We start from the raw sequence: 14,194 nt of genomic DNA on the forward strand, positions 1-14,194 counted from the left end.
TAGCATCATCTACACGGTTTTTTAAATTTGGTACTCGACGGGACTTATTAATCAGTGCGTCAATATCACCAGACTTCACTAATTCCTGATAGCGATAAAATGTATCTCTTGAAACACCCATCACTTTGCATGCTCTGGATACATTCTGAAGCTCTTCAGCTAAATTAAGCAGACCTACTTTGTGTTTAATGATTTGATTGTTAGTATGCAACATAAGAAAGTTACCTTTGTTTGATTAAGATTTCGACACCTTTATCAAAACGGGTAACTTTCTCTTTTTCAAGAAGAATGTACGATCAAGTCTGAACTAATACAGCTTAGGAGTGGTAAGCTCATTCAGATACTTCATGAGGAAACCTCTCCAGTTTGGCGCCTGTATTTATATCGTCCACAGCGGGGCCCGACACCTTTGCGAATCCGAGCATTGTTTGATTACTTAGCGGAAGTGTTGGGCCATATAGAAACCTGAATCAGATGGAACTAACCTTTTTTCTAGAAAGTAGAAATCAGATAAGACCATCATGTATTTAGAGTAACTACAATTTTTCCTATTTTCTGATTTGATTCAAGATAGCGCTGAGCGTCATGCATGTCCTCAAAGTTAAAGCAACAGTCGATCACTGGACGAAGATATCCTGCACCTATACTGCTAAGAATAAATCGTCTGGCTTGCTCCCTTAGAACAGGGTCATGGAGAACCTCAAGGAACAAAAAACCTCGCATGGTTAAGCTCTTGCGTAATGCAACTTTAAGGGGAAATGGTGTGATCTCCGGGCTAAGTGCACCATGCATGACCATAGTTCCTCCCACAGACATCGCTTTTGCAATCTGTTCAATATGTGGCCCTCCTACAGCATCGAAGGCGACATCAAGATGTTCTCCACCCAAACGTAAAACAAGCGCCTCATACAAATCTGGTTCATCTTCACTGGCTATAACATTTTTAACACCGAGATCTAGTAAACGTTGCTTTTTCTCTATCGTCTGTGTACTTGCAATTACCTTAGCACCCGCTGCTTCAGCGATCTGTATCGCAGCTAGTCCTACGCTACTTGAAGCTGCTGTGATCAAGATCGTTTTTCCTTTCGAAACTCCACCAGCATGGATTACACCACCCCAAGCCGTCAAATACTGCATCCAGATTGAAGAAGCTTCTTCCCAGCTTAAACTGTCGGGTTTGTGAACTAAAAAAGTTTCTGGAATCAGAAGCTTGTCCGTATATGTCCCATATTTAGCTAGATTGTCAGTCGGAAGAATCGATACTGCATCTCCTGGAGAAAATTGACGTACAGCTTCACCTATCGCAAGAACTACGCCTGCTCCCTCATATCCCAGACGAGAGGGGAATACTGCTTTTTGAATATAAGTACCACGCCGAAACATTACATCAGCCCGGTTGAGTCCGATCGTTTTCATCTGTATTAGAACTTCTCCTGCGGCTGGTAAAGCCACAGGAAGGGTTTCTAATGTCAGAACATCTGTATCTCCAATACAATTGAAGCGCCAAGTCTTGGCCTGAAGTGCGTTAAATGACATCAATAACGACCTTAATATTGGCAGAGCGATCTTGAACAGCATCATGAGCCTCAATCGCTTGGTCTAGTGTAAAATGACGAGGATCAACAATAGGACGCAGTTTACCTTCCTCAACGAGACGAGTGGCGATCTTAAGGACATCACCATGATGAGAACGGCGATTGCCTGTTAACATCGGCAATAGGACGAATACGCCAGACAGTGTGGCACACCGTAGAGATGAAATCGCTAAATTATGATTACCAAATGCAGCACAGCTGGTAATGTGGCCATAGTGAGTTGTCATGGAAAGTGAAGCTTCGAGTACTGGACCACCCACAGTGTCGTAAACAATGTTAAAACCTTGACCCTCAGGGCTTGCAGCAATAATGTCATCGGAAGATGCTGTTGTGTAATCGAGAGGTGTTGCACCGAGTTCTGAAATCAGTGATTGATCAGCTGTACGACCAGTCGCCCAAACATTTGCATCAAGTGCTTTTGCAAGCTGAACAACCATATAACCAACGCCACCAGCACCACCCTGAACCAGTACAGTTTGCCCTGGTTGGACCTTAGCATTATCCACTAAACCTTCCCAAGCGGTGAGGAACGTCAATGGTAGTACTGCTGCCTCGCGCATAGAGATATTCCGTGGCTTTAATGCGATCAGATCAGCATCTGCTACAACATATTCTGCTAAAGATCCTTGAAGACCACGAACGCCACCAATCAGACCGTAAACTTCATCTCCGACGTTGAAGTGAGTGACACCTTCACCAATAGCAGTTACACCCCCAGCCATATCTGTTCCCAACACGGCAGGAAGCTCTGGCATAGCATATGGTGCTTCACCAAGACGAATTTTATAATCAATAGGGTTTACACCACTAGCATGAATACGTACTAGAACTTGCCCAGCCTCTGGTTGAGGTATAGGGAGTTCTACACGTGTAAATTCATGATCACCAAAATTTTCTAGGATAAGAGCATTCATCATCTTATTCATAATTGTTCCTTATTTTTAACTGGGGGATGATGTGCACAGTACCAAAGTAAATTAATCCAATAAATGATATTTATAGGATTTAATAATTCCTAAATAATGAATAATAAATATCATCCGCTCACTAAAGATTTGCTAGTACAGTACCTAAACCGGACATTTCTATTTCGGGCTTACATGTTGTGTTATTCACCAATTAAAATGTCTATGCGATAAACCATTTAAAATGTCCTGTTTTTAACCACAAGAGTCAAGCACAGGATTTAACTTTCTTTGTTCAATAACAGCTTTCTGAGCTTTACGACTCGGCATACTTTTCTTGAGACGGGAACGTTTATTCTGTTTTTCCAACTCTTCATGCTGTTGCTGAATATGTGCCAGAACTGTACCTAACCGTTTATTCTCAACGATCTCATTCTGCTGTAGCCCAGCTAATTTATTGAAAATGCTGTAGTTGAGCTTTCGTCCCTCGTGCATGAGGGCCACAGTCCCATCCGGGTACTCCAGAAATGAAATATATTGCCCAACAAGCTTATGATTCAGCTCTGTCGGTTCAAGCAGATAAATACATTTGTCATAGGTCAGGGTCAGATTCTTGGTGACCTTACGCGGTTCCTGCCAGGTAAAAATATCATCCAGTTCAAGATGAGATTCGGTTAATGGCCGATGTAAATTCTTTGAGTTTCGCGCACACTTGGCAAACTTCTGATTGAAATGCTCAATAAAGCAGGGCAGCCAGGCATTTGCCTCGGCAATTGAACAGATACCTTCTAGGCGCATTTCCTTGATCAGGCGATCCTGGAGTGTTCTATTGGCACGTTCCACACGGCCTTTGGCCTGGGGTGAGTTGGCGAAATAATATCAATATTTAACTCATTCAGAATCCGCCCAAATTGCGTGATCTGGCTATCTTGGCTCGATTTCTGATTCACTCGGAATACCGAGTGTTTATCGCTATAAAACGCTAAAGGCTTGCCGTATTGCTCAATGTAGGCTCGGGTTGAAAGCATATAATCAAAGGTCGTTTCAGCCTCACAAAAGCGCAGATGCAACAGCTTTCCAGTGGCGTCATCGATATAAACCAGCAAGCAGCATTTGGAAGCTCGACCTTCAAACCAGTCATGATATGAGCCATCGATCTGGATCAGCTCACCGAAGCAATCACGGTTGTATCGAGGCTGATATGGACGTTTCAGGCGCTTGGATCGAGGAATCCAGAGGTCATTTGCAGTCATCCAGCGACGAACCGTTTCTACCGGGATATGCAGGCCAAACATGCTGCTGAGCTTCTCATGAGCCAATGTAGGACCAAAGCCAAGTAAATGTTCAGAAATAATGGAAAGACATTCTGATTTTAACAGGACGTCATGGCGACGATGACCCGGTTGACCACGACTGGCATGTGCCATACCTGAGACACCATCTTGATTGAGCTTCTGCAATAACCGGGTAATTTGACGGGTGGAAAGATTCAGGATTTCAGCAGCACGGACCTGGGTAATACGATGATCTCTAACGTCTTGCAGAACTGCAAGACGTTGAATTTCTTTATCAGACATAGTGATCAGCATCTATATTTTATATCCAGTCCATGGTGATAAAAACCATCATAAACCAGACATTTTTATTGGTGAGAATATAGACACTTTAAATGGGTTCTAACATGTTGATTTCGTATAAGGTGTATTATGTTAATTTTAAGAAAATTAAATAATTTAACCTTAAATATTTTTCATATCGGATTAACTCAAAGGAATAGATTTAAATGGACTAACTCCGTAAGTTAAAGTTTTTTGATTGATTTAATAAATTCAATAAATTGCGGCGAAAAATCTTTAAATAAAGGAATATCTTTATTTTCTAATAACACTTCTCCCATAAGCTTTAATCCTACGGCAAAAGATTTCATTGATTCTTCATCTATAATTTTTTTCTGCTGCAATTTTTCTAAAACTTTGAAAATATCATCGTGATTATAAGCAGTAAAAACAAGATCTTCAGTGTAAGTTGAAGGCTGTCCTTTTGGATCTACAAGATGCTTTACACTAATTTGATATTTATGTTGTTTCATCGGACTACCTCATTTTTAAGACAGCTAATATCAACAGCAGCTTGATCAATGCTCTTAGCAATTTGATGAATTGTTTCTTCAGTCAGTGCATTATTTTTTAATTTAAGTCGCAATGATGTTTTTAAGTTTGCCATTGCACGATAGATATCTAGATATTGATCATTATTTTGAATTTCACGTCGCGTCTCTAAGCGGCCAAGGATATGTTCTAAATGCTCTCTTTGACCATTTAAATGGTTAATACCAGTCACTGTAATCTTGTACTGCTTACGGTCACCATCAGGTTTTTCAATAGAAACAAATTGCATGTCTTCAAGATAAGATAAGGTTGGGTAAATTGTGCCTGTACTTGGGCTATATCCACCACCTACCAACTCACCAATGCTTTTAATAATTTCGTAACCGTATCTAGGCGCTTGTTCAATTAAAGAAAGCACTAGCAATTTCATATGGCCAGATTCAAATAAACGGCTTTTACGTGATGGCTTATCTGAATTTATCAGCAAAGAGTCAGTTGTTTCATTCATAAGTTGGTATATCTAAGATTTACTAAGATATATCTTAGTAAATCTTAGATATATTTTCAATTCTTTTATTTATCCCCGCATTTAACTTATGTTTACCTAAAATCTAGTTTATAAATTATTTTTACAATATATTTATTAATTTCAATATTTTGAAGAAAAATAATAGAAATTTATAAAAAATTAGTACATGAACTTATAGGATTTTTAAGAGCATTTATATGAATGACTAAGTACTGTGAAAAAAGAGAACTAGATGACGTTTAGATAAAATTTTCAATCAAATAATCTTATTGTTGTTATTTCTAGTCACATAGTCTATTTTTATTATATGAATTATTCTTCCTCACCCAAAAGACCACGTGGTCGACCAACCAAACACGGTTGTAACTATGCAGACACTAAAGAAGTTTTAATCCACCGAGGTATCGAGTTACTGACCGAACGTGGAATGAATGCTATGAGCTTGCACGATCTCATGAAATCAATCCAAGTTCCTAAAGGGTCTTTCTACCATTATTTTGTAAATAAAGAGGCTTTTATTTTAGAAGTCTTAGATGCTTATGAACTTTATTTTGTGAAGCGATTGAATAAGTTTTTAAGTCAAACTGATCTTTCCCCACTAGAAAAGCTGCAAAATTTTGTAAAAGATGCGGGTGAAAAAATGCAAAAATATGATTTTAAACGAGGTTGTATTTTAGGTAACTTAGGACAAGAAGTGTCGTATTTGCCACAAGAAATCATTGCCCGAATCGAAAGTATCTTTAAGGTATGGGAGAAATTAGTTTCTGATTGCCTACATCAGTCAAATTCACAATATAGCCTAGCTGATTGCGATGAAGCTGCTTATCAGTTTTGGATTGGGTGGGAAGGTGCAGTTCTAAGAGCACGTTTGGTCAAATCAACAAGTCCCTTAGATGCATTTTATCGCTTGTTTACTTTAGCTGTAAAACAACAAAATCACGTAAAAAGTTAATTAAAAAATAAATGCAGACGTCTGTATTTATTTTTTAATTAATTCTAGACAAGCAGTCTAATTAAATGGAGAGGAAGTTCTATGTACAAAGGTATTGTAATTACTAAAGATGAAGCAGGTTACACATCACGAATTACTGAGATTGCATCAAAGCCTTTACAAGAAGGAGAGGTTAGAGTCGAAGTCAAATATTCAACACTCAATTATAAAGATGCTTTAGCCATTACTGGGCGTTCACCAGTGGTGCGTAGTTTTCCTTTGACCCCAGGCATCGATTTTTCGGGTGTTGTGATTGAATCAAAACATCCAGCATGGAAAGAAAGAGATGAAGTTCTACTGAATGGTTGGGGAGTGGGTGAAAAGTATTTTGGAGGGCTAGCCGAGCAAGTCACTGTTTCTGGTGATTGGCTCATACAAAAACCTTCTGCTTTTTCTTTTAAAGATACGATGGTTATTGGTACAGCAGGTTATACCGCAATGTTGTGTGTCATGGCTTTACAAAAACATGGTATTAAACCAAGTGATGGAAAAATTTTAGTGACAGGTGCAAATGGTGGAGTAGGTAGTATTGCCATTATTATTTTGAATCATCTTGGTTATGAGATTACAGCTTCAACTGGTCGACCTCAAGAGTCAGAATATTTAACCTATCTAGGTGCGAGTGAAATTATTGATCGTATTGAATTATCTTCCCCAGGAAAGCCATTAAACAAAGAAGTTTGGGCTGGCGTAATTGATACTGTTGGAAGCCATACTTTAGCCAATGCATGTGCTAGTACAAAATATCGTGGTGCAGTTGCTGCGTGTGGTTTGGCAGGCGGAATGGATTTTCCAGCAACAGTTGCTCCATTTATTCTAAGAGGGATTACCTTATATGGAATTGATAGCGTGATGGCACCAATCGAATTAAGAAAAGAAGCATGGGAACGTTTGGCTACAGAATTAGATCAAACAAAATTAGAAACAGTAACGACTGAAATTCAGTTAACAGATGCTTTAAATATTTCAAATGAAATTTTAGATGGAAAAATTCGAGGTAGAGTTGTTGTACAGATATAGTTCAACAAAATGAGTTGTGGGACTGTTCTAAATTTTGTGTAAGTACTTAATTTTCATTTATCCTACTGAGGATAATAAAAAGAGGTACTTCACATGGATGAAGCTACAATCAAAAGTATGGCAGCTGAATTAGCTAAAGGTTTAAAAACTCCTGAAGATTTAAACCAAATGACAGCCATATTTAAAAAGTTCATGATCGAAACCGCTCTGAATACTGAGCTTTCTGAACATTTAGGCTATGAAAAGCATCAACCTAAGAAAGGATCTAATGCACGTAATGGTTTTAGCTCCAAAACAGTTCTAACACAAGATGGGCAGCTTGCTTTAGATATCCCTCGTGATCGTGACGGCTCTTTTAAACCACAGATTATTAAGAAGCATCAAACACGCATTACTAGCATGGATGATCAAATTCTTTCGCTATATGCGAAAGGAATGACAAATAGAGAAATTGTTGCTTTTTTAAAGAAATGTACGATGCCGATGTATCTGCCTCCCTTATTAGTAAGGTGACGGATGCTGTCATTGAACAAGTGACAGAATGGCAAAATAGAACACTCGATAGTCTTTATCCTGTTGTCTATTTAGATTGCATTGTTGTTAAGGTTCGTCAGCATTCAACAGTAATCAATAAATCAGTTTATTTAGCATTAGGCATTAACCTGGATGGCCAAAAAGAACTTCTTGGCATGTGGCTTGCTCAAACAGAAGGTTCCAAATTCTGGCTGTCAGTCATGACAGAGCTTAAAAATCGAGGAGTGCAAGATATTCTTGTAGCCTGCCTTGCGAAGCAGCGCTTCTCAGGACTAAAAGGCTTTCCTGATGCGATAGCCTCTGTCTACGCTCATACTGATATCCAGCTGTGTATCGTACATGTTGTACGCAATAGCCTGAGATTTTTGAGCTGGAAGGACTACAAAGCTGTAACAGCAGGATTGAAGGCGATCTATCAGGCAAGTACAAAGGAAAATGCTTTAAAGTCCCTAGATATCTTCTGCGATCAATGGTATCACCAGTATCCAAAAATTGGAGAATCCTGGCGGGCAAATTGGGAAAATATCCGAACGATCTTTAGCTATCCTGCTGAAATACGTCATGCGATTTATACAACAAATGCAATTGAATCATTGAATAGCGTGATCCGCCATTCAACTAAAAAGAGAAAGATCTTCTCTTCTGATGATTCAGTGAAAAAGGTCATTTATTTAGCAACTTCAAATGCTGCTAAAAAATGGACCATGCCAATTCAAAATTGGCGTTTAGCAATGAATTGGTTTACGATTCAGTTCGATGATCGATTAAAAGATCATTTATAAAAAATGAGACTTACACAAAATAATTTACAGGCTCGTAGAAACATGAAAATACATTCTTTTGGTGAACACAATAACATTACTTTATCTAATAATTGTATTGAAGTTCGAGGTGCACGTGAGCATAACCTTAAGGATGTAGATGTTTCTATCCCAAGAAATGCACTTGTTGTTTTCTCAGGTGTATCGGGTTCAGGAAAATCATCACTTGCTTTTGGAACTATTTTTGCTGAAGCACAAAGAAGATATTTCGAATCTGTTGCACCTTATGCAAGACGCTTAATAGATCAGGCCGGAGTACCAGATGTTGATGCTATTGATGGTCTACCACCAGCAGTAGCATTGCAACAACAACGTGGTGCAAGTAATACCCGTTCTTCTGTTGGAAGTGTAACAACTTTATCAAATCTCGTGCGAATGATTTATTCGCGTGCTGGTGCATATCCTGCCGATCAGCCAATGTTATATGCCGAGGACTTTTCACCGAACACTCCTCAAGGTGCTTGTCCTACCTGTCATGGTTTAGGTCACATTTATGAAGTTACAGAATCGACAATGGTTCCTGACCCAACACTCAGTATTCGTGAGAGAGCTATCGCATCATGGCCACCTGCTTGGCACGGGCAAAACTTACGCGATATCCTAGTAACCCTAGGGTATGATGTTGATCGACCATGGAAAGATTTACCGCAATCGGATAGAGACTGGATTTTATTTACTGAAGAAACCCCAACAGTTCCTGTCTATGCTGGTTTAAGCCCCGCTGAGACTCAATCTGCACTTAAACGTAAACTAGAACCCAGCTATATGGGCACTTTCACTGGTGCTCGTCGCTATGTCCTTCATACTTTTGCTAATACCCAAAGTACGTTGATGAAAAAACGTGTTTCACGTTTTATGGAAGGAAAAATATGCCCTTCCTGTCATGGTAAACGCCTTAAACCAGAAGCCTTATCTATTACCTTTGCTGGAGTAGATATTGGTGAGTTTATGCAACTTTCTTTGGATAAGTTAACTTGCCTGCTTGAGCCCATTGTTCTTGGCAATTTAGACGCTCATGATGCTGGAGAAAAGACTAATAATAAAGTAACCCAACTTGATAGATCTGAACGAGCAACAACAGGTAGAGCAGTGCATTCTGTATCTCCAGATGTAAGACGTACGTCAGCACTTTCAGATGAAAAGAAAATTGCTGCCCAGCGTTTAGCAAATGGTGTGGTGGGGCGTTTAAATCAATTACGCCAGTTAGGTCTTGGTTATCTAACATTAGATAGAGCCACACCGACTCTTTCGGCGGGAGAGTTACAACGTTTGCGTTTAGCAACACAATTAAGTTCTATGCTATTTGGTGTAGTTTATGTACTGGATGAACCGTCTGCTGGATTACATCCTTCAGATAGTCAGTCATTATATGATTCTCTCGATAAATTAAGAGACGCTGGAAACTCCGTATTTGTTGTAGAGCATGATTTAGAGCTCATGCGTCGTGCTCAATGGTTAGTGGATGTTGGACCAGATGCAGGAGAGCAAGGTGGTAATATTTTATATAGTGGAGTACCTCAGGGTTTAAGTGAGATTTCAGCTTCACGTACTGCAAGTTATTTATTTAATAAAATCCCAGTTACTCAAAGTTATGGACGTACACCCTCTGGTTGGCTTGAACTTAACAATATTTACCGACATAACCTGCATAATATTGATGCTCGTATACCTCTTGGTGTACTTACAGCAGTTACAGGTATTTCAGGTTCAGGTAAATCTAGTCTCGTTTCTCAAGCTTTACCCGAGTTAGTACTTTCATATTTAGGCAATGAATCTGAAACTGAAAACAATAATGAAAATAATCCTTTAAATGAAGGAATGTTGGTTACCGAGGTTACACAGGGTTCTCTGGCTGGTGATGTGGAGGCTATACAGCGTCTGGTACAGGTTGATCAAAAACCAATTGGCCGTACTCCACGTTCTAATCTGGCAACTTATACGGGTTTATTTGATCATGTTAGAAAGTTATTTGCTGGGACTCCTGAAGCTCGCCAAGCTCATTATGATGCTGGACGTTTTTCGTTTAATGTGGCTAAAGGGCGATGTGAAACTTGTGAGGGTGAAGGCTTTGTCAGTGTAGAATTATTGTTTATGCCAAGTGTATATGCCCCATGTCCGACATGTCATGGTGCTCGATATAATGATGACACTCTGAAAATTCGCTGGAATGGACGTAATATTGCTGAAGTATTAGGAATGACCGTCAATGAAGCACGTGATTTTTTTGATGGAGAGGTCTCGATTGCTCGTTCACTACAATTATTAAAGGAAATTGGCCTTGGTTATTTACGTTTAGGGCAACCAGCGACTGAATTATCTGGTGGAGAAGCGCAACGTATTAAATTGGCGACCGAGCTGCAACGCAATCAGCGTGGAAATACACTGTATATACTTGATGAGCCAACTACAGGTTTGCATCCATCAGATGTAGATCGATTGTTAGTTCAATTGCAGCGATTAGTCGATGCGGGTAATACCGTGGTTATGATTGAGCATGATATGCGTGCCGTTGCACAAGCAGATTGGGTGATTGATGTGGGACCAGGTGCTGGAAATGCTGGTGGGAATATTGTTGTGGCAGGAACACCAAAACAAATAACAGAAAATCAAGATAGCCGTACTGCTCCATATTTAGTTAATGAGTTAGTGAGTCGTGATACTAAACGTTGATATTGCGAGTGGGTAGAATAAAACCTTAAATTAAAAGCCTGTAAAATCAATCAGATATTTTTTTGTTTTAGGTGGTGTGTCAGCATGAAATCTAAAAGTTTTTTTCAACTAAGGGCTTTGTTGCACAAACCTATCTGTAATGGCTTTTTCAGCGATATAATTTTCAAATGAAGAAGCCTACACAGAAAATCTACCGCACAACCAATTGGCCCGCATATAACCGAGCACTCATGAGTCGCAGAGATATTGCCATTTGGTTTGATCCTACTACGCAATGGTATGCTCCATCAAAAGGCAAACAAGGGCGAAATCAAACATACTCCGACGCAGCCATCCAATGCTGCTTAATGATTAAATCCTTATTCCGTCTGTCTTTACGCATGGTCACTGGCTTTGTGCAAAGTCTGATTAAACTTTGCAGCTGAGCAGCCCCGAATATCAGTGATATTCGTATTCCACCATTTGTAGAAGACAAAAGCATATTGATATTGCAATCAGCTACCAAAAAAGTAGCGATGGGCTGCATCTACTCATGGACTCTACAGGCATGAAGTTTCTAGGTGAGAGCGAATGGAAACGCAAGAAACATGGACCTGAATATCGTCGCCAATGGCGTAAACTTCATATTGGCATAGATTCTAAAACCCTACAAATACGAGCAGTTCAGCTTACAACCAATAATGTCAGTAATTCACAGGTGCTTGGTGATTTACTTGATCAGATTCCACAAGATGAGCGGATTGACTCTGTTTATACCGATGGAGCTTATGACACCAAGCAATGCCGTCAGGTCATTGCAGATCGGCAAGCGCATGCGGTGATTCCACCTAGAGAAAATGCGAAACCATGGAAAGATACAAAGAGTAGCTCGCTAGAGCGAAATGAATTACTTCGAACAGTTAAGCGTTTAGGCAGGACACTATGGAAAAATGGTCAGGCTATCATCGGCGAAGTTTGGTTGAAACTAAGATGCACTGCATTAAATTATTAGGAGATAAACTCAGTGCAAGGAGTTTTGATAGCCAAGTGAATGAGATCCATGCACGTGTAGCAGTCCTTAACAGATTTACGGAATTAGGTCGACCACTTACCCAAGTTACGCCTTAAATTTGGCTCAATTAGGGGCGCTTTGCATTTCAAATCTTTGTGCAACAAAGCCCTTAAAAACAAGAAAAAGAGGATTGATAAAATGATGATAAAAAATAAAAAAGCGCCTGACGGCGCTTTCCTTTAATCATATTTATGGCGTCAGAATCACTTTACGACAGTCTTCTTCTTTTTTATCAAAAATACGGTAACCTTCCGCAGCATCTTCCAGTTTCATGCGATGGGTAATAATCAGATCTGGAGACAGATCTCCATTTTCAATATGTTCTAGCAACTGCGGCAAGTAATTATGCACATGAGTTTGTCCCATTTTAAAGGTTAAACCTTTGTCAAAGGCATCACCAAACAGGAAGCCATGAATTGGACCGGCATAAACTCCAGGTACACTTACCACACCGCCGCGGCGGACCGCTGCAATACATTGTCTTAACGCTGAACCACTCGAACCTTCTAATTTCAGGTTAGTCATTATGGTTTCCAGCATGCTGCCTTTGGCTTCAAAACCGACCGCATCAATGACGGCATCGACTCCACGATAACCCGTGGTATTTTGAATGATAAATTCAGCGGCATCGACTTCATCAAAATTGACCGGAATCACTCCATAGGTTTGATGTGCGAAACGCAGACGATAAGGATGGTGATCGACCATAAAAATCTGCTCGGCACCGAGCATCCGCGCACAGGCAGCAGCCAGCAGACCGACTGGGCCAGCACCATAAATCGCCACACTGGAACCTCGACCAACTTGGGCATTGTTTACTGCTTGCCAGGCGGTTGGTAGAATATCGGTCAGGAATAATACTTTTTCATCAGGCAGGGAGCCTGGCACTTTAAATGGTCCGACATTGCCCTTGGGGATCCGCACATATTCAGCTTGACCACCCGGTATACCACCATACAGATGGCTAAAGCCAAATAAAGCTGCCCCTGGTGGAATCTGTTTTTTATTGAGAATTGCACCACGGCCGGTATTGGTATTTTCACAGGCAGCCATTAGTTCATGTTCACAGAAAAAACAGTGACCGCATGCAATCACAAAGGGAATAATTACCCGATCACCTTTTTTGACTTCGGTTACTTGTGGGCCGACTTCTTCTACAATTCCCATAAATTCATGGCCGAAAATATCACCGTCTTCAGTGGCCGGGATTTTTCCCCGGTATAAATGCAGATCTGAGCCACAGATGGCGGTGGCTGTCACCCTTAAAATAACGTCATCTGGTTCCTGAATCACTGGATCTGGAACAGATTCAACTCGTACATCCCGAGCACCATGATAGGTAAGAGCACGCATGCGGATTTCCTCTTTCTAGCTCAACATTAAACAGACTCGTAGCAAGGCTGCCAAGAATTAAAAAACGCTTGTATTAGAGCCTTAGGATGAAACAGCACGCTGTAAATTAATGTATGAAATAAGGTATTCAACTGTTTAAAAAATAAACTTATATAGGGTTTACGTAATTCGTGACCTTATGTGTCGAATGAATAGAAAAGAACAGAATTAAAGAAAAATCTAGTAATTTCTATAACTTATAGATTATTAATTCTGTGCTATCTATTATTTTTAGAAATAAATGTCCCTAACATAATCATAGAGGTACTAACTCCCCCTATTACTAAACTCATGAGTATTATTTCTATACTTAATATCTCTGTCCAATGGCTATGGTCACTCCACGGAATATATATGCCATGTCCAAATAAAAAATTTATAGTGCATAAAATAAGGAAGCTAATGAGAGTGGATATTATCAAGGTAACTATAAGATTTTTCCAAACTTTGCGTCCTACACACAGTACGAAAAATGTTAGGCATAACATTATGGTTATTGAGATTATTAAAATAATATTCCAATATTTCATTTTTATTACTCATAAGCTTTTTTATTAAACTTAATAAAATCCTATAGT

9 protein-coding genes and 4 pseudogenes are annotated in these 14,194 nt (G+C 39.7%); 6 read left to right on the top strand and 7 right to left on the bottom strand.

From position 1 onward, the window contains the following. On the bottom strand, positions 1-214 hold a 214-nt coding region (locus J502_RS14750), incomplete at its 3' end, for a helix-turn-helix domain-containing protein (protein WP_034684854.1). Between the two features lie 102 nt (positions 215-316). On the opposite strand from J502_RS14750, the pseudogene J502_RS16720 reads away from it, so the two are divergent. Beyond that, positions 317-469: pseudogene (locus tag J502_RS16720) on the top strand (LysR family transcriptional regulator); the annotation flags it as partial. 50 nt (positions 470-519) lie between these two features. Here the strand turns inward: J502_RS16720 and J502_RS14755 are convergent. From J502_RS14755 to J502_RS14780, 5 genes and pseudogenes are all read right to left on the bottom strand, one after another. Next, the gene (locus J502_RS14755) at positions 520-1,536 is read right to left on the bottom strand and encodes a zinc-dependent alcohol dehydrogenase family protein (RefSeq protein WP_005404268.1); all 1,017 of its coding nucleotides are present in this window, start codon (positions 1,534-1,536) and stop codon (positions 520-522) included. Further along, entirely contained in the window at positions 1,526-2,521 is a 996-nt protein-coding gene (locus J502_RS14760) for a zinc-dependent alcohol dehydrogenase family protein (RefSeq protein ID WP_034681687.1), read from the bottom strand. The genes J502_RS14755 and J502_RS14760 overlap by 11 nt, the downstream gene beginning before the upstream one ends. 234 nt (positions 2,522-2,755) lie before the next feature. Beyond that, positions 2,756-4,089, bottom strand: a pseudogene (locus J502_RS16725) (ISNCY-like element ISAba32 family transposase). Positions 4,090-4,301: 212 nt separating this feature from the next. After that, positions 4,302-4,589, bottom strand: a complete 288-nt coding sequence (locus tag J502_RS14775) for a DUF3861 domain-containing protein (RefSeq protein ID WP_005015460.1) — start codon at positions 4,587-4,589, stop codon at positions 4,302-4,304. Beyond that, on the bottom strand, positions 4,586-5,116 hold the full coding sequence (locus tag J502_RS14780; protein ID WP_005015457.1) for a PadR family transcriptional regulator: 531 nt from the start codon (positions 5,114-5,116) through the stop codon (positions 4,586-4,588). The genes J502_RS14775 and J502_RS14780 overlap by 4 nt, the downstream gene beginning before the upstream one ends. 328 nt (positions 5,117-5,444) lie before the next feature. On the opposite strand from J502_RS14780, the gene J502_RS14785 reads away from it, so the two are divergent. The 5 genes and pseudogenes from J502_RS14785 (at position 5,445) to J502_RS14810 (ending at position 12,280) form a co-directional block, all read left to right on the top strand. After that, positions 5,445-6,089: a TetR/AcrR family transcriptional regulator gene (locus J502_RS14785; RefSeq protein ID WP_005015453.1), complete on the top strand. Its 645-nt coding sequence runs from the start codon at positions 5,445-5,447 to the stop codon at positions 6,087-6,089. An 81-nt stretch (positions 6,090-6,170) separates the two neighbouring features. Continuing rightward, positions 6,171-7,148 carry an acrylyl-CoA reductase (NADPH) gene (gene acuI, locus J502_RS14790; RefSeq protein ID WP_005015450.1) on the top strand — a complete coding sequence of 326 codons (978 nt, stop codon included), beginning with the start codon at positions 6,171-6,173 and terminating at the stop codon, positions 7,146-7,148. Positions 7,149-7,241: 93 nt separating this feature from the next. Further along, positions 7,242-8,464, top strand: a pseudogene (locus J502_RS14800) (IS256 family transposase). Between the two features lie 42 nt (positions 8,465-8,506). Continuing rightward, the gene (locus J502_RS14805) at positions 8,507-11,173 is read left to right on the top strand and encodes an excinuclease ABC subunit UvrA (protein ID WP_034684856.1); all 2,667 of its coding nucleotides are present in this window, start codon (positions 8,507-8,509) and stop codon (positions 11,171-11,173) included. Between the two features lie 167 nt (positions 11,174-11,340). Continuing rightward, positions 11,341-12,280: pseudogene (locus J502_RS14810) on the top strand (IS5 family transposase). Positions 12,281-12,413: 133 nt separating this feature from the next. On the opposite strand, the gene J502_RS14815 reads toward J502_RS14810, so the two are convergent. Next, the gene (locus tag J502_RS14815; RefSeq protein ID WP_005015436.1) at positions 12,414-13,577 is read right to left on the bottom strand and encodes a zinc-dependent alcohol dehydrogenase; all 1,164 of its coding nucleotides are present in this window, start codon (positions 13,575-13,577) and stop codon (positions 12,414-12,416) included. Positions 13,578-14,194 lie beyond the last annotated feature (617 nt).

Origin of the sequence: Acinetobacter sp. 1294596 (assembly GCF_000582925.1) — a bacterium.
Taxonomy (GTDB): domain Bacteria; phylum Pseudomonadota; class Gammaproteobacteria; order Pseudomonadales; family Moraxellaceae; genus Acinetobacter; species Acinetobacter radioresistens.

Coding starts and splice junctions, on each gene's coding strand:
- J502_RS14775 (WP_005015460.1), bottom strand. CDS start 4,589: ATGAAACAACATAAATATCAAATTAGTGTAAAGCATCTTGTAGATCCA.
- J502_RS14805 (WP_034684856.1), top strand. CDS start 8,507: ATGAAAATACATTCTTTTGGTGAACACAATAACATTACTTTATCTAAT.
- acuI (WP_005015450.1), top strand. CDS start 6,171: ATGTACAAAGGTATTGTAATTACTAAAGATGAAGCAGGTTACACATCA.
- J502_RS14755 (WP_005404268.1), bottom strand. CDS start 1,536: ATGTCATTTAACGCACTTCAGGCCAAGACTTGGCGCTTCAATTGTATT.
- J502_RS14785 (WP_005015453.1), top strand. CDS start 5,445: ATGAATTATTCTTCCTCACCCAAAAGACCACGTGGTCGACCAACCAAA.
- J502_RS14780 (WP_005015457.1), bottom strand. CDS start 5,116: ATGAATGAAACAACTGACTCTTTGCTGATAAATTCAGATAAGCCATCA.
- J502_RS14760 (WP_034681687.1), bottom strand. CDS start 2,521: ATGAATAAGATGATGAATGCTCTTATCCTAGAAAATTTTGGTGATCAT.
- J502_RS14815 (WP_005015436.1), bottom strand. CDS start 13,577: ATGCGTGCTCTTACCTATCATGGTGCTCGGGATGTACGAGTTGAATCT.